Source organism: Symbioplanes lichenis, assembly GCF_030709675.1.
Taxonomy (GTDB): domain Bacteria; phylum Actinomycetota; class Actinomycetes; order Mycobacteriales; family Micromonosporaceae; genus Actinoplanes; species Actinoplanes lichenis.
The window spans coordinates 1-18,763 of record NZ_JAUZQD010000003.1 but is presented as its reverse complement, the minus strand read 5'-3'; the positions used below and the strand labels follow the sequence as shown (position 1 = coordinate 18,763).

The window sequence follows — 18,763 nt, the reverse complement described above, 5'->3', positions numbered from 1 at the left end:
CCCCTACCTTACTTCACGGACGTTGGTGCGGCGGGCAGATTTTCGTTCCAAACGATACTCTCGCACCAAGTCAGCGCCCAGAAGCTCGCGAACTCTTTTGATTCCAACTTCGGCCTCGTAGACCATCAGCACGACTTGTTCCGCCATTTTAGGCAGAGTGCTCACAACATTCGCGGTATGGTTTTCGTCTAGGCGCCCGAATGGCGAGTCCATGACAATCGGGCCGCGCAGAGGAGCGTTGTTCTGCAGTGCTCCCATGAGAGCTAGCGCGACAACGTGCTCCGCACCAGCAGAGCGAGCTTCTTCGGCCTTGCCATCGCGGTGCCGAATGGTAAGGCCGTAGCTTTCATTGATAGTTAGGCCTACATAGTCAAGCTTTTCTGTGGTCATCGAAAGGAAAAAACTCGAAGCAGAATCTTCGACGCGAGCGCGAAGTTTTGTTTTGTAGGCTTCAACCGCACCACCGAAAACTTCAGCGGCTTCGCGCAGCATCTTCGCTCTTACCTGACCCGCTCGAAGGTCGGAAGTTCCCGAGGCTTCGAGGCGCTTGGTCAAGCGTTGGATACTGTGATCGGTTTCGTCGATCTTCTTCTTTTCTTCGTCGATGGCCCTTTTTATGACGGCCATTCTTTCGATAACTTCGGCATAATTGGCTCTCGACCTGCGGACCGTGTCGGGGTCAGAGTCTGCCAGCGCCGTCGTAAGGTCGGAGATGCGATCCTGGAGGGTGATCTGTTCTAGCTTGAGGTTCTGGATCCGCCTCCATAGTTGCTGAATTTCTCCAATGTTGTCTGTATCTCTGAAGCGATTGAGATCCGACAGTCTCGTCATGGCCGTGGATGTAACGGGTGCCCATTCGGCATGCGCTTCGGCGCCATGCGGGAGCGCCTGCTGGAGGATGGTGGAGGTGTGACCGTCGACATCCTGACCGCAGACTTCACAGCGCCGCTCCGCGATCGCCTTAGCTCTCAAAGCTACTAGGAGGTTGTCAAACTCGGACCTGACCTCGCCCTCGGCGCGCTCTCGCGCCGCACGGACTGGTTCACGGAGAATCGATCTCCACGAGTCGCTCATAACTCGCTGAAGATCGCTTTGAAAATTCTTTTCGTCTTTACGGGCCTGTTCGAGTCGGGCTTCCGCTTCATCGCGGTCCTGTAACAGGCCGGAATACTTCTGCATGGACTGCAAAACTTGTTCGTACTCAGTCTTTTGATTGGTCAGCTCTTGAAGCTGCTTTTGTAGGCGTGCCAATTCGCCCTGATGGGCTTCTTTTTGTTCCGTTGCCTGCTGCAACGCCGTCCCGAGCGCTTGCGTCTCCTGGCGTTTCGATGCCTCGCGCGCCGCCAACTTGTCGGCGTCCTCCGACAGTTGGGTAAGGTGCGCCCGGCCACGCTTGAGGATTGGCACGCCGAGGATACGTTCGATCGCTTCGGAAATCTTACGGCCTGAGTCGCTCTCGTTGATGAGTAGCTCCTCATACTCTTGGAGGAGTTCACCGTCGAATAGAAAGAAGCGCGAAACCTCGTCGGGGAAGATTAGCTGGAGTGCTTTCTTGCGCTCTGCCGGGCCGAGGATCGTATTTCCTCGTCGAAGCATGACGCTATCCATGTAGTCGTCGTCATTGCTTGGAACTACAACCGACGGCCGGCACTCACGAACCAGTTCGTAGTCATGCCCATCGTAATTGAACGTCAAAGCGACATGGAAGCCATACTTCCCCTCGCCGGCAAGGTCACGGTTCGTGATGGTGTGGAGCCATTGGGCCCTGGATCCACGTCCCAGAACCGTGCCGAAAAACGCGTATCGGATAGCGTTGAGCAAGGAAGTCTTGCCTCGCATGTTCTCGCCATAGATGACCGTCACGCCTGGCCCGGAAGGGAAGGTGATGGTCTGCTTTTCGGCGAAGGGCCCGAAGCCTTCTATCTCGATGCTCGTGAGCCGCAGCACGATTACGCCCCTGCCGAGGAGAGAGCCATCTTCAATGCGGTCTGAATCTCTCGAAGTGCCGCAGTGTCATCCTCGGGATTTTCGTCTTCCGCGCGGATGACCGCATGAAGGAATTCAAGGTCGAGATGAGGATGCTGTTCGTTGCGTACTCGTTCAACGGCTTCTCGTAAATCTTTGAGATCAGTCGTCTGCATCTTCGAAACCGTCCTGGAGGAGTGTGCGCCGATCGATGCCGAGATCGATGGCGATTTGCTGCAAGTCAGCAGATGCCGCTGGATTGTCCGCGTGTTGCGCGAATTCGACGGCTCGGGCTAGTTCGCCGGCGGTAATAGGGTCTGACGCACCTTCACGTCCACCACCGGCTGGTGGTAGCACGATGGCATCGTGGACGAAAGCTAGCGACTTCCCATCCGCTCGACGAAGGACTCGTCCGCGTCGTTGAACGAATTCTCGAGGATTTTTGGAGGACGCGAGGATCAAGGCGTGGGTCACAGACGGGACGTCAACTCCTTCATCGAGGCACTTGATAGCCACAACGATCCCACCTCGACGGTCCAGCCATTGAAGCGTTTCCTCCCGGCTTCCTTCCATCTGGGAATGAAATGGAAGGCTTGGTATCCCTGCGTCCGCAAGTGCGGTGCTGACCTGGTTGAGCTGTGTCAAGTCTTCACAGTAGACGATCCAACGCTGCCCCTCCACGCCCTCCTGCCTGAGGACGCATACAGCCAGAGGCACCTTCGCCGATGCGTGCTTGACCACTCGAGCACGTCGGATGTAAAGCAGATCAAGACGCTGCGCTAGCGCATTGCTGCTTTGATCACCGTTCGCGATACGGGCTCGCAGAGTCGCGATACGTGCGGTGATCTCCTGCCACTCCTGGGCCTCTAGCTCGGTCAGGTGCACGGTGTGAGGTCGGTAAAAGTACTTCGTGAGTACGCCGTCGCGGACCGCATCCGCCAGCATGTACCGAGGCTGGAGGATTCCACCGAAATACGACAACAACGCTTGGGTGCCTTCTGGGTCGCCGGCGCGCTCCGGAGTCGCGCTCAAGCCCAACCGGGCGCCGAAGAGTTCTTCGTCGAGAAGCTCGCGGTTTCGGGCGGAACCGAGTCGGTGGACTTCGTCCGCGACCAGCATGAGGTGGGCGCCCCCACTCAGCTTTCGCCGGAACTCTCCACTGGCAGCCGTTCTCACGGTAGCGAGGACGATCCGACGTTGCCCGTCGGGGAGAGTCCAGAGCCGCAGACTGTCTCGCCAGCGACGGTATCCAGAGCCGGCCCGGAGGATGCTCACGTCAAGGTCAGAGGTCGTCTCTTCGAGCTCTCGGTACCACTGTTGGAACAGCACCCGGTCCGGAACGACCACGACCACGACATCACCGTGCTTGGTGATCGCCTCACGGATGGCCGTAATCGCGGTGAAGGTCTTGCCACTTCCAGTGGCGAAGGCAAGGATGCCCCGGCGTCCGTTGGCTCGCCATGCCGCAAGACCAGCGGACTGGTGTGAGTGCAGCGTCCTGCCGCGGGCGTCTTCGCCCTTGTCCCTCCCCGCGGACATGCGATCCAAGACGTCGGTAAGGGACCCTGGCCAGTCGCCTTCACTTGCATTTTCCAGCTCGTGCCTAGCCACGTCAGGAAACGGACGGACATTGAGCGTCGGGTACCGGTTATGCCATAAGTCGGCGAAGTAGCTCTCTTCCGTGCGGACGCGTTCCACGTCTCGTGCACCCATCCAGCTCACGGCGACGTCGACCGATTCGAGATTCCCGTCGTTGGCTAGCCCCGTCCAAGTCTCGTTCATTGAGCCTTTGAACACTACGCGGTTGTTGTATTCATCACCAAAGATGCCCAACTTATCATGGAATATTCTTCCTTTGACGCTTCGCATCTCGCTGTCGCGCAGAATCGCTACCTTAAGGTCCACGGTTCCGTGCGCGACAAGGGCAGCGAGAACGCGCGCAGGATCTGAAATGACCGGGTCGTTGAGTAGGTTACGGACCTCTTCGAGCAGCCTCGAGTCGATCTCTGCATTGACGCGTGCAGAGTATCCGCGCTCGAGTGCGTCGACATCTTTGTCGGCCAGAACTTGCGAACAAAGAACCCGAATTTTGCCACCGCGCTGGACGAAACCTCGGAGTTCCGGCCAAGCAATCAGAAAGACGGTGCTTCTGAAGTAACCGACGGCGCGGTCATACTTGGTCGACCGGTTCATACATGGCAGGTAGAAGCCGGCAGCGATATCATCGCGGCCCTTGTGATAGGACGTCTGCAAGTGCAGCTCGGCCAGTCCCTGCATCAGCGGCCGCTCACAACGGTGCGGTCGAACCCGCCGGTCCACGCGACCCGATCGCGAAGGGCCTCGAGCAGGTTGCAAGATTGACATGCAATAACTGCTTCGACAACACCTGATACAAGCGGTCGACTCTGGCGTGCTCGGCCAAGGGCAGCAGCCTCATGCACAGTGTAGTCGCGCACCTGCACGTTGCCTCCGTTTTTGAAACGAGGGTGCAAACTTGCGTCCCATAACACGAAGACGTCAAGGTCCTCGCGATATGCTACGAGGAGCGCCAACCGACCGCCCGAGTGATCGAACGATCCATAATCGCCGACTTTCTGGCCAGGAACGCGCAGAACACCCTTATACTCGTTAGGCCTGACCGTGCCGCCGGAAACCAGGGAATACATGTAGACGCGCAGGCGCGGAGGGTTGGGTAACGCCAAGTCAACACTGAGGGGCTTAACACCTATGTCCGAATGCCACTCGACTGCATCTTCCAGCGGCTCTAGAAAGGCTGCATGTAGGCGCTTAGTTATATTAGGCATCGGTCAGCCGGCTGATTTCTCATCAGAGATCCAGACGACTTCCTTAGATCGCGAGTTCGCTCGCGTCGTCTTGACATCCGCCAGGCTCCTGAACGGCAGCCAAGTCGCGCCTTCATTTTCGCAAACGATGACCTGCCCTGGCCGAGATTTGCACCACTCAGCTAGCTCAACGTAGTTTATTTGCTCCGAACCAAACCGGTAATTCTTTCCAGCCGTCTCGTACGGTGGATCTATGAACCAAGTCGCAGCGTGAAGTGGCGGCAGGCTGGAGTAGCCCCCGTCGACCACCTGCCAGTGCCGGATAGCTTCGACTTGAGTCGCGATGGTTTGCTTTACGCGTTCGCCCCAGAACGATCCGGGACGGATGCCATCCCTCATCCATCGGGAAGGGGACCGTCGAGGACTGGCTGCACCGCGGTTGAGCCAGAAACCGACAAGCCATTTGGCTTCCTCGCAAACCTTCAGATCGTCGACCGAACCGTCAGGACCGATATCGGGAATCGAAAGAATTTCTGAGGGGTCTACGTTGATCAAGTATTTCCAGATTCCAGCCAGGATTGGATCAATCTCGCAGAGGATGACTTTCCGGCTTGGATATCGCATCGCGTATCCGGCAGATCCGGCAAACGGCTCAACAATCGTGTCGTACTTCGGTTCGGGGTAATTTTTGACAGCGTCCCGCCACTTGCCACCAAAATACCCGAAGAATGGCCTGAGCTGCGGTTGGTCGATAGCGCTGTTCGGGATGCTCCTCATGCTGAATAGAGCACCACTCGCGCTCTCCGGGGCATCAACCGCAATTCCATTGTTCATTTGCTTTGTCGCTTATCTGCGGTTGGCCGGATCATGAAGGCATGCTACCGAAGGCTGGTCCCGCCGCCAACAACCCTACGGTGCTTTGTTCTGACAACCTCCACCTCCGGCGGAGCAGGTCCCCGGCGCCGCCCACGGATTCGTTCGCCGTGATCATCGTCCTGGGCATCCGTGCACTACGCACCGCCCACGCGAGAGGCATGGCTCGGAGCCTTGATGGGAGGGCCCGTAATACCCATCCCGATGGCCCGACGGCACGGCGATGCTCCCTCGCCGTGTTCCGTCCGCCGCGGGCGCTGCAGCATGTGGAGTCGGTGACGGCTGTGCAGCACCGACTGCTATGCCAAACAACGCTGCAACGGCCGGTTCTGGCTACCCCCAACTACGACTGAGTGCCCTGCTGTCCAGCGGAACCCGGTCGGTGATCGACGCCGTGTTCGACCCGGTCAGCACCGGCGACCTGGACCACGCCCGATATCTGGCCCGCAGCCTGCGACCCGGGATGCTGCTGCTGGCTGACCGCAACTACGCCGCCGCCGCCCTGATCGCCACCCTCGCCGCGACGGGGGCGCATCTACTGATCCGCTGCAAACCGGACGCAAACTGCCGGTCCTGCGCCGTCACCGCGACGGCTCGTTCTTCTCCATCATCGGCCAGCGGCGGGTCCGGGTCATCGACACGCAGATCCGGATCACCACCACTACGGGCACCCACACCGGCGGCTACCGGCTGCTGAGCACTCTGCTCGACCGCGTCACCCATCCCGCCGCCGAGATCGTCGCGCTCCACCACCAGCGCTGGGAGACCGAGACGCCTACCTCGAACTCAAATTCTCGGTCCGGGCGGATGCGTGCTACGCGCCCGCACCCCCGACGATGTCGAGCGGAGGTCTACGCCCTGCTCAGCGCCTACCAAGTACTACGCACCGCGATGGTCGACCCACCGACAGCCAACCGGCCTCGACCCCGACCGGGCCAGCTTCACCACCGCCCTCAAAAGCGCGGCCGACCAGATCGTGAACGCCGCCGGCGTCATCGCCGGCACCGTCATCGACCTGGTCGGCGTCATCGGCACTCACGTCCCGAACAACCTGCTGCCCGACCGCCGGATCCGCGTCAAATCCCGCATGATCAAACGCATCGTTTCGGCCAGGCCTGGAACTCCGTTGATGAGGGGCGGATGAGTGCTCGGCCGACGTAGCGTTAACCGCGGTAACCGCCGCCGGCCAGCGCCGTGAGTGAAGCGGCAAGGCGCGGACGGCCTGGCAGACGATCTCGCGTACGGCCGGGATAGCCGCCTTGAAGATGTAGAGAAAATTCGCACCGCCAACCTAGCTGTTCAACCTAGCTGTTCAGAACAGCCCTGTACGTGTCCAGGGCATCCCGAACGGGCCACTCAGGCCGGATGTGCCCAGGGGTGGCAAGGCCGCCCATGGACTGGGGCGAGACGGCCACGCCAACGCCCGTCAGGTGGCGCCAACCAGCGAAGTCGGGTCGGGACAAGTACGCACCCGTCACCCTCGGCCCGAGCAAGCCGAGAAGACCTTACCGGCGGCCCACCGGCCCAGTTGCACTAGCGTGAAGGCCGTCTTGGCACGGTGCACGCGGGCCGGGTCCGCTGCAGCGACGGGCGGCCCAAGGGTGACGAGATGCTTCTGCGATCCTTGCGGTGTCCGAAACAGTCGAAAAGGGGATGTCGAACTTTGTCGGCGCTGTGCGCAATCCTATGCAGCCCGCCCACAACGACAGGTACGCGAACGCTGCGGCAGTTGCAGGTAGCGGCGGACTTGCTTCATTGTGAGACGGTCACCGTAGCCAACGTATTTGGGCTCCAAACAGACGATTTACCTGCAATCAACATTCACGGGCGGTCTCCAGACGGATGGGCGAAGGCCCGCCCCCTGTTGGAAACGGGCATCGCACGGTCAACGGAAGTGTTGGTTGGATGGGGCGTAAGCCCGTTGAGCGGGCCAGCCAAGCGCAACTTCCACGCCCAAGTCTCTTGGATAACTGAACGGCTCGCCGCCAGCGGAAAGGGGCAAGTCTGGTGCGTTGGTGGCCGCCCTCGGCATCCGTCGCGGTGGCATCAATACGTAAGCGACAAGCACGGGCGGACAGGTGGCGGCGACTATACAGAACGTATTAAGCAAGTACTGCGCACCGTGTCCGTCTCGCCTCAAGGCGAACTCCTTTGGGTGGACGACCGCGCCAACAGCTGCCGGGCTGACCCGGCATAGCGGCACTACCACGATCGCACAAGGCGACGCCACTTTCCAGATCACATGCTGACCGAAGATCAACGCGACGAAGGGTGCGGCTCGAATACGAGCCACACCCTTCGCCCCGTAGAGCATCGACGAGCTGGTGAGCCAACTCAGAGCCGCCGCCACGTCGCCGCGGACGTCAACACTTTCCGCAGCCCCGGATCTCATCGATGCTTTGGTCGGCATCGGCCATGAACTCAGCGGCGGCGACTCGGCGTAAAGCCTCTGCCTCTAAAGCTTCCGGATCCGGCCTTCCACCATCAACTCGGCATTGATCGTTAACCGCCGCGCCGGTGGACTCATCCGCGAAGCATAAAGCCGGTCCAACCTCGCCAGCCCAGACCGTCATGCAAGCAGTTACCCGAACACGTGGGCCCCCGGGCGGTCGGCCGACGATATGACCAGGTCGGCGATGTGGTTGGTGGCTTGCAGGCAACGTGTGGCGCTGACCCGTGTAGTAGCGCATCACCCTCCCCGTCTGGTCTACACCGCCTCACTCCGATGCGCGGCAAGGTTGACTTACAGTTTCTACACAGGCACGAGGAGACTTGTACTTCGTCGCGCAGATGAGCTCGCTCAGATGCCTGAGGCGATATACCTGACCGCGTCCCGGGCATTGACACGACCGCTCCCAGTGCTGCTTAACGAGTAGATCGAACGGTGGCTAGCGGCGAGGGTCGAGGTCGCCGCCAGGCACACCGAATACGCCGGGGTACTGCGCGGCGTCTGCTGGACTGGATCGAGCATGAGACCACTCAAGCGTGGTTCAATTTGTCGGCATCGGCTCGGTGGTGATCAGTACGCCGAATTCGGGATCGACGAGGATTTCCAGGACGTGGCTGACGTCGGGGGCGGTCGAGGGCTTCTGGACGTAGAACCTTTTCGTGATGCTCTCGTCGACGTGTCCGAGTTGGGCGGCGGCTTCGACGACCAGGCCTCGTCCGCTCAGGACGGTGGCGACAGTCTTGCGGAACACGTGGGGACTCACCCATTTCAGGTCGGCCTGTCGTTGCAGGGCGCAGCGCAGCGAGCGGCGCATGTTGTCCGGCTGTACGAACGTACCGGTGCGGCTGGCGAAGAGGGGGTCGTCCGGGCGATGGGGTTCCTCCGCCTGGCGGCGCCGGAGCATGGTTACGGCGAACGCCGGTAGGTAAACCGTGCGTTGCCCGGCGGCGGTCTTGGGGAATTCCTGGCGCTGCCAGCCGATGCTCCTCAAGAAGATCATGGTGCCGGCGACCGTGAGTGTTCCGGCGCGCAGGTCAATGTCCTGCCAGCGTAGAGCGCAGGCCTCTCCGATCCGGCAGCCAGTCGCCAGGAGCAGGTCGAATAGGTCGGTGCAGGCGCGGCTCTTCCTGGGCCCGACGGCTTTGGTGGTGTGCCACAGGTGCAGAGCGTGCCGGACTCTGGTGATCTCGCTGCAGGTCATGGCCTGGACTGTCGTGTGTGGTCTCGGTAGCCGGCCGACGTCGCGGACCGGATTGGCGGCAAGTGCGCCGTGGCGGACGGCCAGGCTGAACATCTGTAACAGAGTGCTCTTACAGCGCCGCGCCCCGGCCGGATGGGTTCGGGCGAAGGTCTTGAGGTAGCGGTCGATCGCCCCGACGGTGGCCTCCCGGATGGCCATATCCCCGATAGCGGGCAGGATCAAGTAATGCAGGTTGTTGGTGTAATGGTCGACGGTCTGTCGCTTGACCCGGTTCTCGATGAGAATTTCGTCAATCCAAGCGTCGCCGAGTTTTTCCACGGTCATGTCCGCAGTCACATCGCCGCTGACGTCGCGCGGTGCTGCTCGCAGGCGGTCGAAATGTTCATGCTCGCCTCGGAGCGCGTTGCACAACACCTGGTGGGCGTCTAGCAGCAGGCGGCGCTGCTCATCAGTGAAACCGTGAGCTCGCCTGGCGAGGGCGCTGCTGGCTTTGAGCAAATGCATGTGAGCGCGGCTCAAATTCACGAGAGGCACTCGGCCAAGCCAACCACCCACGATGAGCTGATCAGAGGACCCCGTTTGGGCGTCACTCGGATAGGTGACGATGTAAGTGCGTCGTAGGTTTTTGCATCTGACTCTATGTGAGCAACCTAGGAACCTGGGCTACGGCCTTGACCGCCCGTCGCTAGGCGCCCGTTCCGCGCAGCAGAGCGAGCGCGCGCTTCGCCGACCGCTCCGCCAGTTGCAACATGTAGGGCCGCCGAGCGAGCGCAGCCCTTACCGCTCGAACTTCCGGATCCAGTACGCAGGCTGGGTCGCCCCGCTTCTCGAACCGCCCGAGAAACGACTCAGTTGCCGCCGCGGTCCGCCCTGCCGGTCCGCCGTGTTCGCCCACGACACGAGCGCAGCAATCCGCCCCCGCCGTGAACGCTGTTTGGCCGTCAACGCCATAACCACTCCCCCGGCTTCAGACTTGTTCGCCGATCTGTAGCCGCGCGTGGGTGTGCTGAGCCCGCTCGGTAGCGGCCGAAGCTCCATAACAACGCGGCATATCACCGGAAGCCCAGCCGAAAACCAGCGTCAGATCCCCGATATTCACCGCCCGCCCGCTTCCATTCATGGGCGAAGTTGTAACGCCACCGGGGAGCGTGGACATCCACCATCCTTTGCCAACGCAAGCTTCCTAGGGGCCTGGGCTAGGGACTCGTCAGCACGCAGCGCGACAGCCCTCAACGGCGACGATAGCTAGGCAACGCCCGATCACGGTCAATACGCCGATTGATGCGCTCGATCGCACGGTCCGCTTTGGAATCCAATGGCTCCACCTCGTGCTTCTTGAGCAGCGCCAGCAACTGGCCGTGCGTGAACGAGCGATGCCGGGCGAGGTGAACATGCGCAACTCGTTCGGCTCGGCACTCGTCAGCGAGCCACCTCGACGAGACTCCGAGCAGCTTCGCCGCCTCCTCCACCGAATACCGGATCTTTTGAACAGGCCGGGACGGCGAGGCGAGATCGCTCATCATCGCGCTGTTCGCCAGGCATGCCCGCAGGAACTTCTCCAGATCGCCGATCCCGAGCTCGGTGGCGAGTTCATGAACCCTGTCGTCGCGCCGAGGCTTGCTGTCTTCCACGGGATTCACCTCAATATCAATAGAAACGCCACCCGGCGCAACGATCGATCGGCGAGAATGGTTGCTGGTAGGTGTCCGGGCTGACCCCCACACTGCCAGTGTGACGGCGGTGGCGGGGAAGCGAGGCAGAGACGGCACCATGTCCCTCGCCCAAAGAGTACGCGAGGAACACGTGCCGCCGTGCTGCCAAGATCGTCCTCACATCAGGCGGGTGTAGTTCTTCCTCGCTTCCTCACGAACGGCCGCGCAGAATTGCGCGTCGGTCGATGCCGCGTCTCCGGTCCCGGCGTATTCCTCGTAAACCAGACGGCAGGCGCGGATGCCAGTGAGCAGATCCTCGAGCAGATCCGCAGCGGGTCGTCGCGGGTCAAGCGGGGTCAGCCGTACTGGCGTCGCCTCGTCGTCGACATCGTCGTTGTCGTCTCCGGTGTCATGCGCGACCAGAAAAGCACCAAGGTCAGCCAGGACCCCCTCACCCACATCGATCGCCCCGCGGACCATTTCCACTACTACGCCGTAGGACGTGTTACTGAAGTCGAACAGCTCCAAGACTTCGCTAGGCGTCTCGACCGGTAACGCCTCGATGTCATCGGCGGCGTATAACACCTGGTCCGGCGACATGCCGGAGACCTCGACGACGACATCGGCTGCCGCCTTGAGCCAATGCGCCGCCGCCACCGCGGCTGCCGTCGGGTCGACGTCGAGGAACAGCCGCTCGCGATCAAACGGATTCAGCGCCAGAATGCCATCGGCGGCGGCGACCTGGACCGGGCTCACGTCGGTGCGACTCAACACCACCGCCTGCTGGGCTCGACCATCCAAGTCACCGCGTTCGGCGGACTCGACAGCTTCGATCTCCGCGGCGACGTCCGCGCTGACCGCCTCGAGCAGCTGCGCGTCGTCGACGGCGCGGACTGCCCGGCCGACACGATGAGCCCATTCTTCGACGGGGTCGTAGCTCTCGATCATGGCCCCGTCCGCCCTGGGCAGGTTCGGCTCCTTGATGAAGCCGACCAGCTGCGAGAAGGCCTGCCGGCTTTGCTCGCGCCGCCAGCCCTCACCGTTGCCGTCGCGGTCGTCGGTCGCGAGGCCGGGATGGGTGTAGCAGCGCCACAGCGCTTCGGACAACGACGTCAGAGCCGCAGCGAGCAATAACCGGTCCTCCACCGCGGCCGTGGTGGGCAGGCTGCCCACCACGGCCGCACGCTGCCCTCGTCCCGTCGGCCAGACTCGCAGTAGCATTCCGGTGTCCTCGTCGACGGCGTAGTTGGTCACGATGGTCTCCTTCTTAAGTAGACGGGAGTCATGTCGCCTTGCCGATCTCGAACCACGGTGCCGCTTCGATCGTCGCGCGGCTCATGGACAACAGCCGAGCTGGTATCTCGAACGGGGACATCAGCCGTCACCACCCGCGGCCCGGGCGCGGGCCTTCGCCGAACGCTCCGCCAGCTGCAGCATGTACGCCCGCCGCGCATGCAGCGCCATCGTCTTCCGCACCTCCGGCTCCAGCACGCCCAGCGGATCCACCTGCTTCTCGAACCGCGCCAGGAAAGATGCCGTCGCCGACGCAGTTCGACCCTGCCGATCCGCTGTGTTCGCCCACGAGGCGTGCGCAGCAATCCGCGCCCGCCGGGACCTCTGCCTCGACGTCAACGCCATAGTTGCGTCCCCCGCTCATACTCGTTCGCCGATCCGTAGCCGCGCATGAGTTGCCTGGGCTCGCTCGGCCGCCGCCGACGCGCCGTAACGCCGGGGCATGTCGTCCGACGACCAGCCCAACACCAGCATCAAGTCGCCGGTGTCACCGCCGGCGAGCTTCCACTCGTGCGCGAAGTTGTGCCGCCACCGATGCGCATGCACGTTGTCCACCCCGGCCAGACCTCCACGGCGGCGCAGCATGAGCTTGATCCCGTTGCTCGACAGCGGCACCGCGCCTCGAGCCGGCAACCACATCGCCGTCGACGAGGCCGTCTTACGCCGGCTACGCGCTCGAAGGAACTTGGTCAGCGCATGGCCGGTCTTCGGGCCGAACCGCACCCGGCGGTCCTTCATGCCCTTGCCGTGAAACAACAGCGAATCGCTGTTGAGATCCACGTCGTCCAGCTGCAGCCCGGCGACTTCCGACAACCGGGCACCAGTGTTGTAGAACAGCCGGATGATCGCCTCGTCGCGCAGCGACAGGTAATCCCTGCCCTTGCACGTGGCTAGGATCTTCGCGGTGTCGTCGCCCAGGATGGGGATCAGCGTCTGGGCGGTCTTCGGCTGTCGGACCCGGTCCAGCGGTGAACGCTCCAGATCCTCTTCCTCGGTCAGCCACCGGAAAAACTGCTGCAACCCCTTGTGCTTGTTCAACGCCGTCGCCGCCGACCGCGTCCGGACCATCCAGGCCTGGAACTCCTCGATGTGCCCCCGCTCGACCTCGATCGGATCCTCCGCAGCGTCCTGAGCACCCAGCTGCTCGGCGTTGTCGGCCAAGAACCGACTCAGCTGCGCGCCGGCGAGGAGGTAGCTATAGCGGGTGGTCTCCGGGTAGTTCCCGGAGCGCAACATGCGATCCCAATCGCGCAGGTAGTCGAAACCAGGCGGGCGGCACACCGCGGCACACCTTCTGCAGATCGAGCACATCCACCTCGCAGACGCTTCGCCGGGCCGACACCGTGCATCCCTTGACTACGTACAAGGGCACGTATCGCACCGCGAGCCCGTACGCGCGGCGCTCGTTCGATCATCCGAGCTGCGGCGCAACAGGCGAAAGCTGTCTGTGGCTGTCCTCCCCTAACTCCTCCCCCACCCAATCCCCGGCGGCTGGTCCGGCTGCGTCGACCCTACGCGCCGCCGCAGCCGGTGAACTGATCAGACCCGCTCGCCGATGCCCATCTGCACCTGCAACTCTTGCGCCCGCTCCGCCGCAGCACTCGCGCCGTAACGCCGCGGCATGTCCTCCGACGCCCACCCCAGCAACAGCATCAGGTCGCCGGTGTTTCCGCCGCCCTTGTGCCACTCGTGGGCGAAGTTGTGCCGCCACCGGTGCGCGTGCGTATTCGTCACGCCCACGGCAGCACCACGACGCTTCAGCATCAGCTTGATGCCGTTCGGCGACAAAGGCTTGCCGCCCTTCTCCGCCATCCACAGCTGCGGCACCTCAGCGGCGCCTTTACGCTTCGCCCGGGCCCGCAGATATCGGGCGATCGCCCGGGACGTTTTCGAGCCGAACCGCACCCGGCGGTCCTTGGAGCCTTTGCCGTGCAGGTGGACCGACTCGGTGTTCATGTCCAGATCGGTCAGCAGCAGATTGCCGATCTCGGACAGCCGGGCGCCGGTGTTGTAGTACAGCCGGATCAGCGCCTCGTCGCGCAACGACATGAACGTCTTGCCCTTGGTGCCGTCGAGCAGTTTCTTCGTGTCGTCGTCGCCCATGATCGGGACCAGCTTTTGCGGGGTCTGCGGCTGCTTCACCCGCTCCATCGGAGACCGGTCGATCTCTTCTTCCTCGAGGAGGTACTTGAAGAACTGCTGCAACGACTTGTGCTTGTTCAAAGCCGTCGGCGGTGAACGCGTCTCGATCATCCACGCCTGGAACGACTCGATGTGTGCCTTCGTCACCACGGTCGGGTCCTGGGAGGCGTCATCCGCGTCCGGGTCCGGTGATTCCTCGGCGAGATACTTCGCCAGTTGGGCGGCGGCCAGGAGATAGTTGTAGCGGGTCGTCTCCGGGTGATTCCCGGCCCGCAGGGCGCGGTCCCAGTCGCGGAGGAAGCCGGCCCAGTCGCCGGACTCCAGGCCTTCGCACAGTCAGTCGAGCTTCAGTAGGGGCATCTCTCGTCACCTGCCGAGTCAAGGGGTCTACAAGCGGCGTGCTCGACCCGGCTGACGTCGTCAGACACGAAAAAGGGGCTCCCGCAAGTCTCTGACCTGCGAAAACCCCTTCGCTGTCGGGCTGACAGGATTTGAACCTGCGACCCCTTGACCCCCAGTCAAGTGCGCTACCAAGCTGCGCTACAGCCCGATGCCGCGCTCCGGGCTCCCCCGTACCGCGGCAACACAACTACCTTACCCCAGCCCCCCAACCGGGTTTGCACCGGCACACCACCTGCGCGCGCAGCCCGGCCGGAAGGCACGCGCAGCCCGGCCGGTAAAAGCGCGCAGCCCGGCCGGGAGGACGTCAGCCGTGGGCCTTACCGCGCCCACCGGGGCCCAGCTTCTTGCGCGGCCGCACGGACACCTCGACCGGGGACCCCTCGAAGCCGAACTCCTCGCGCAGCTTGCGCTCCACGAAGCGCTGATACCCGGCGTCGAACGGCCCGGTCGTGAACAGCACGATGCGCGGCGGCGCCACCCCCGCCTGCGTGGCGAAGAGCACCCGCGGCGCCCGCCCACCCCGGACAGGGTGCGGCGTCGCCTGGGTAAGAGCTGTCAGCCACTGGTTCAGCGCGCCCGTAGGGATCCGCTTCTCCCACGATGCCAGCGCCCGGCGGATGGCCGGCGCGAGCTTGTCGACGGCCCGGCCGGTCTTGGCGGAGATGTTGACGCGGATCGCCCACGGGATCCGCTTCAGGTCGCGGTCGATTTCCTTGTCGAGGTAGAAGCGGCGGTCCTCGTCGACCAGGTCCCACTTGTTGAAGGCGATGACCAGGGCTCGGCCGGCCTCGACGACCTGCGTCAGCACGCGCTGGTCCTGCTCGGAGATCGTTTCACCGGCGTCGAGCAGGACCACGGCGACCTCGGCGGCCTCGATGGCCCCGGCCGTACGCAGGGACGCGTAATACTCCGTACCCGAGGCCTGGTTGACCCGTTTGCGCAGGCCGGCGGTGTCGACGAACTGGAAGATCTCGCCGTCCATCTCCACGAGGCTGTCGACCGGGTCGACCGTGGTGCCGGCGACGGAGTCGACGACGGCGCGCTCTTCCTTGGAGATGCGGTTGAGCAGGGACGACTTGCCGACGTTGGGGCGGCCGACCAGCGCGACGCGACGGGGGCCGCGGGGGCCGCCCTCGATGATCGGGGGGGCGGGCGGCATGGCGGCCAGGATGGCGTCGAGCAGGTCGCCGGAGCCGCGGCCGTGCAGGGCCGAGACCGGGTACGGCTCGCCGAGGCCCAGCGACCACAGCGAGGTGACCTCGACCTCGATGTTCTGGTTGTCCGCTTTGTTGCCGACGAGGATGACCGGCTTGGAGCTGCGCCGGAGCATCCGGACGGCCTTCTCGTCCATGTCCGTGGGGCCGACCGTGGCGTCGACCACGAACACGACCACGTCGGCGGTCTGCACGGCGATCTCGGCCTGGGCAGCGATCGCCGCCGCCCTGTCGCGCGCGTCCGGCTCCCAGCCGCCCGTGTCGACGACCGTGAAGCGGCGGCCGTTCCACGAGGCGTCGTAGGGGACGCGGTCCCGGGTCACGCCCGGGACGTCCTCGACGACGGCCTGGCGCCGGCCGATGATGCGGTTGACCAGGGTCGATTTGCCCACGTTGGGGCGACCGACCACGGCCACGACGGGCTGCGGACCGGCGATCAGACCGGAGTCAGCGGTCCCGTCCGTGAAGTCGACGGCGTCGAACTCGGAGAGGTCGACGGGGAAGTCAGTCACTTACTCACCTTGCTGTTGAGCATGTCCAGCAGCGTGGACACGACCTCGTCGATGCCCATGCCCGTGGTGTCGACCTCGATCGCGCCCGCCGCCAGCTTGAGCGGGTCGGCCTTGCGGGTCGAGTCGATGGTGTCGCGGCGGATGAGGTCCGCCTCGGTCGCCTTGACGTCGGTGGCGTCCTCGGCGCTGCGGCGGGCGGCGCGGGCGGCGGCGGACGCGGTCAGATAGACCTTGAGGTCCGCGTCCGGCGCGACGACGGAGGCGATGTCGCGGCCTTCGACGATGATGCGGGGAGCCGCGGCGATGATCGCTTTCTGCTGGGCGACCAACTGCGCGCGTACGGCCGGGATCGACGCGACGGCCGACACAGCCTTCGTCACCTCGGGCCCCCGGATCGCGACGTCGACCGTGACCTCGTTCGCCCGGAATGTCGGGGCGGCCGGGTCCGTGCCGACGAAGAGTGCCGTTTCGTGCGCCACCTTCGTCACGGCATCCGTGTCCGAAATGTCCACGCCCGACTCCAGAACGGCCCAGGTGATCGCCCGGTACATCGCCCCCGTGTCCAGGTAGATGCCGTCGATAAGCGTCGCGAGCCGCCGGGAAACAGTGGATTTGCCCGATCCGGAGGGGCCGTCGACAGCCACCACACACGTCGAGGGCCGCACTACTTCCGCCACTGTTTCCTCCCGGGTATCGCTGACGAATGCGCCGTTCATTCTGCCGCTTCGCTCCCGACGGCCTTGAACAGGGCGCCGACCTCGGCCTGCGACAGGTGACGGAAGCCACCGGGACGCATGTCACCGAGGCGGATCGGGCCGACCGCCGTACGGATCAGACGCAGCACCGGGTGCCCCACCTCGTCCAGCATGCGGCGCACGATGTGCTTGCGGCCCTCGTGCAGGACGACCTCGATCTGCGCCGTACGCCCCAGCGCGTCGATCAGCTTGAACGCGTCCACCTTCGCGGGGCCGTCCTCGAGCTCGACGCCCGCGAGGAGCCGGCGGCCGACGTTGCGGGGCAGCGGCCCCTCGACCTCGGCCAGATAAGTCTTCGCCACACCGAACGACGGGTGCATCAGGCGGTGAGCGAGGTCACCGTCGTTGGTGAGCAGGAGCAGGCCCTCGGAGTCGGCGTCGAGCCGGCCGACGTGGAAGATCCGCTGCTCGAACGTGCCGAGGAAGTCGGCCAGCTCGTTGCGGCCCTTCTCGTCGTCCATGCTGGAGACGACGCCGCGGGGCTTGTTCATGGCCAGGTAGACCATCTTCTGGTTGGTGACCACCCGCGAGCCGTCGACCTCGATGGTCGCGGTGGCGGGGTCGACCTTGTCGCCGAGCTTGGCGACGCGGCCGTTGACGGTCACCCGCCTGCGGAAGATCAGGTCTTCACAGGCACGGCGGGATCCGATCCCCGCGGTCGCCAGGACCTTCTGCAACCGCACGGAGCTGTCCGGATCAGCCTGAGGCATCGAGCACTTCTTCCACGTCGTCGGGCAGGAACGGAGCAAGCGGCGGCAGCTGACCGACCGAGTTGAGGCCGAGCTTCTCGAGGAACAGCCCCGTGGTCCGGTACAGATGTGCCCCGGTTTCACTCTCGGTGCCGCATTCCTCGATGAGGCCGCGCGTGACAAGCGTACGCATCACGCCGTCACAGTTCACACCGCGGATGGCCGAGATGCGCGAACGCGTCACCGGCTGCTTGTACGCCACCACTGCCAGCGTCTCCAGGGCGGCCTGCGTCAACCTGACCGACTGCCCGTCCAAGACGAACCGCTCGACGTACGGCGCGTATTCCGGCCGCGTGTACAACCGCCACCCGCCGGCCACCCGCCGCAGGTCGAACCCGTGCCCCGCCGCCGTGTACCGGGCCGAGATGTCCTCCAGCATCGCCGCCACGCGCTCGGTCGGCTGCTCCAGCACCTGCGCGAGCTGCATCTCCGCCACCGGCTCGTCCACCACGAGCATGATCGCCTCGAGCGCCGCGCGCATCTCCTGGTCATCGAGGGGCTTCAGATCAACAACTTCCACCCCTTCATCCGTACGTACGTCAAGCGCGCCCTGAACGCCGTCGGACTCAGCCGGCTTCTTCCGTCGCCGCGACTGGGCGGGCACCCCGGACGAGGGCTTGGCGGCCTCGGCAGTGACTTCCACCTCCTCGCCACCCTGAGCGGTCAGCAGATCCTGAGCATCCGTCTCCGCCACGATCCCCGCGAAGTCGATCTCCTCCGCCGTCGCCGCGCTCACGGCCGGCGACTCAGCGGCCGGCGACTCGGCGGCCGGC

At 63.9% G+C, this 18,763-nt stretch carries 17 protein-coding genes and 1 tRNA gene; 2 read left to right on the top strand and 16 right to left on the bottom strand.

Translation table 11 applies throughout. From position 1 onward, the window contains the following. Positions 1-3: 3 nt before the first annotated feature. Genes RAN62_RS07330 through RAN62_RS07315 form a run of 5 tightly spaced genes read right to left on the bottom strand, consistent with a single transcriptional unit; the run spans position 4 to position 5,525 of the window. A complete protein-coding gene (locus RAN62_RS07330; RefSeq protein ID WP_305783732.1) occupies positions 4-1,947 on the bottom strand; it encodes an AAA family ATPase in 1,944 nt (647 codons plus the stop codon). Positions 1,948-1,949: 2 nt separating this feature from the next. Continuing rightward, positions 1,950-2,141 carry a hypothetical protein gene (locus tag RAN62_RS07325; RefSeq protein ID WP_305783731.1) on the bottom strand — a complete coding sequence of 64 codons (192 nt, stop codon included), beginning with the start codon at positions 2,139-2,141 and terminating at the stop codon, positions 1,950-1,952. After that, positions 2,128-4,242 (bottom strand): DEAD/DEAH box helicase family protein, encoded by a 2,115-nt coding sequence (locus RAN62_RS07320; RefSeq protein ID WP_305783730.1) that lies wholly within the window; start codon positions 4,240-4,242, stop codon positions 2,128-2,130. The genes RAN62_RS07325 and RAN62_RS07320 overlap by 14 nt, the downstream gene beginning before the upstream one ends. After that, on the bottom strand, positions 4,242-4,769 hold the full coding sequence (locus tag RAN62_RS41070) for a hypothetical protein (RefSeq protein WP_369077149.1): 528 nt from the start codon (positions 4,767-4,769) through the stop codon (positions 4,242-4,244). The genes RAN62_RS07320 and RAN62_RS41070 overlap by 1 nt, the downstream gene beginning before the upstream one ends. A gap of 3 nt (positions 4,770-4,772) precedes the next feature. Next, positions 4,773-5,525: a DNA adenine methylase gene (locus RAN62_RS07315; protein WP_305783729.1), complete on the bottom strand. Its 753-nt coding sequence runs from the start codon at positions 5,523-5,525 to the stop codon at positions 4,773-4,775. Positions 5,526-5,844: 319 nt separating this feature from the next. Between RAN62_RS07315 and RAN62_RS07310 the strand changes: the two genes are divergently transcribed. Both RAN62_RS07310 and RAN62_RS07305 read left to right on the top strand, forming a co-directional pair. Further along, positions 5,845-6,318 (top strand): transposase, encoded by a 474-nt coding sequence (locus RAN62_RS07310; protein ID WP_369077148.1) that lies wholly within the window; start codon positions 5,845-5,847, stop codon positions 6,316-6,318. Positions 6,319-6,597: 279 nt separating this feature from the next. Further along, the gene (locus RAN62_RS07305; RefSeq protein ID WP_305783727.1) at positions 6,598-6,765 is read left to right on the top strand and encodes a hypothetical protein; all 168 of its coding nucleotides are present in this window, start codon (positions 6,598-6,600) and stop codon (positions 6,763-6,765) included. A gap of 1,846 nt (positions 6,766-8,611) precedes the next feature. Here the strand turns inward: RAN62_RS07305 and RAN62_RS07300 are convergent. The 11 genes from RAN62_RS07300 to scpB all read right to left on the bottom strand — a co-directional run bounded on the left by RAN62_RS07300 (position 8,612) and on the right by scpB (position 18,726). Further along, on the bottom strand, positions 8,612-9,775 hold the full coding sequence (locus RAN62_RS07300) for a tyrosine-type recombinase/integrase (protein WP_305783726.1): 1,164 nt from the start codon (positions 9,773-9,775) through the stop codon (positions 8,612-8,614). Between the two features lie 725 nt (positions 9,776-10,500). Then, positions 10,501-10,902: a helix-turn-helix domain-containing protein gene (locus RAN62_RS07295; RefSeq protein ID WP_305783725.1), complete on the bottom strand. Its 402-nt coding sequence runs from the start codon at positions 10,900-10,902 to the stop codon at positions 10,501-10,503. Between the two features lie 198 nt (positions 10,903-11,100). Continuing rightward, positions 11,101-12,177 (bottom strand): hypothetical protein, encoded by a 1,077-nt coding sequence (locus RAN62_RS07290; RefSeq protein ID WP_305783724.1) that lies wholly within the window; start codon positions 12,175-12,177, stop codon positions 11,101-11,103. Between the two features lie 120 nt (positions 12,178-12,297). Next, on the bottom strand, positions 12,298-12,429 hold the full coding sequence (locus RAN62_RS07285) for a hypothetical protein (protein ID WP_305783723.1): 132 nt from the start codon (positions 12,427-12,429) through the stop codon (positions 12,298-12,300). Positions 12,430-12,576: 147 nt separating this feature from the next. Further along, a complete protein-coding gene (locus tag RAN62_RS07280) occupies positions 12,577-13,497 on the bottom strand; it encodes a tyrosine-type recombinase/integrase (RefSeq protein ID WP_305783722.1) in 921 nt (306 codons plus the stop codon). A 258-nt stretch (positions 13,498-13,755) separates the two neighbouring features. Further along, a complete protein-coding gene (locus tag RAN62_RS07275) occupies positions 13,756-14,682 on the bottom strand; it encodes a tyrosine-type recombinase/integrase (RefSeq protein ID WP_305784293.1) in 927 nt (308 codons plus the stop codon). Between the two features lie 152 nt (positions 14,683-14,834). After that, positions 14,835-14,908: transfer RNA gene (locus RAN62_RS07270), tRNA-Pro, on the bottom strand. 156 nt (positions 14,909-15,064) lie between these two features. Next, positions 15,065-16,414: a ribosome biogenesis GTPase Der gene (der, locus tag RAN62_RS07265; RefSeq protein ID WP_438874481.1), complete on the bottom strand. Its 1,350-nt coding sequence runs from the start codon at positions 16,412-16,414 to the stop codon at positions 15,065-15,067. 68 nt (positions 16,415-16,482) lie between these two features. Beyond that, positions 16,483-17,163 (bottom strand): (d)CMP kinase, encoded by a 681-nt coding sequence (gene cmk / locus RAN62_RS07260; protein ID WP_438874477.1) that lies wholly within the window; start codon positions 17,161-17,163, stop codon positions 16,483-16,485. 35 nt (positions 17,164-17,198) lie between these two features. Further along, entirely contained in the window at positions 17,199-17,951 is a 753-nt protein-coding gene (locus tag RAN62_RS07255) for a pseudouridine synthase (protein WP_305783719.1), read from the bottom strand. Beyond that, on the bottom strand, positions 17,938-18,726 hold the full coding sequence (gene scpB / locus RAN62_RS07250; protein ID WP_305784292.1) for an SMC-Scp complex subunit ScpB: 789 nt from the start codon (positions 18,724-18,726) through the stop codon (positions 17,938-17,940). Before scpB ends, RAN62_RS07255 begins: the two co-directional genes overlap by 14 nt. Between the last annotated feature and the right edge of the window lie 37 nt (positions 18,727-18,763).

Excerpts from the sequence above, each read along its gene's own strand:
- RAN62_RS41070 (WP_369077149.1), bottom strand. The coding sequence starts at position 4,769 with ATGCCTAATATAACTAAGCGCCTACATGCAGCCTTTCTAGAGCCGCTG.
- RAN62_RS07325 (WP_305783731.1), bottom strand. The coding sequence starts at position 2,141 with ATGCAGACGACTGATCTCAAAGATTTACGAGAAGCCGTTGAACGAGTA.
- RAN62_RS07255 (WP_305783719.1), bottom strand. The coding sequence starts at position 17,951 with ATGCCTCAGGCTGATCCGGACAGCTCCGTGCGGTTGCAGAAGGTCCTG.
- RAN62_RS07315 (WP_305783729.1), bottom strand. The coding sequence starts at position 5,525 with ATGAGGAGCATCCCGAACAGCGCTATCGACCAACCGCAGCTCAGGCCA.
- RAN62_RS07310 (WP_369077148.1), top strand. The coding sequence starts at position 5,845 with ATGCTCCCTCGCCGTGTTCCGTCCGCCGCGGGCGCTGCAGCATGTGGA.
- RAN62_RS07300 (WP_305783726.1), bottom strand. The coding sequence starts at position 9,775 with ATGCATTTGCTCAAAGCCAGCAGCGCCCTCGCCAGGCGAGCTCACGGT.
- RAN62_RS07320 (WP_305783730.1), bottom strand. The coding sequence starts at position 4,242 with ATGCAGGGACTGGCCGAGCTGCACTTGCAGACGTCCTATCACAAGGGC.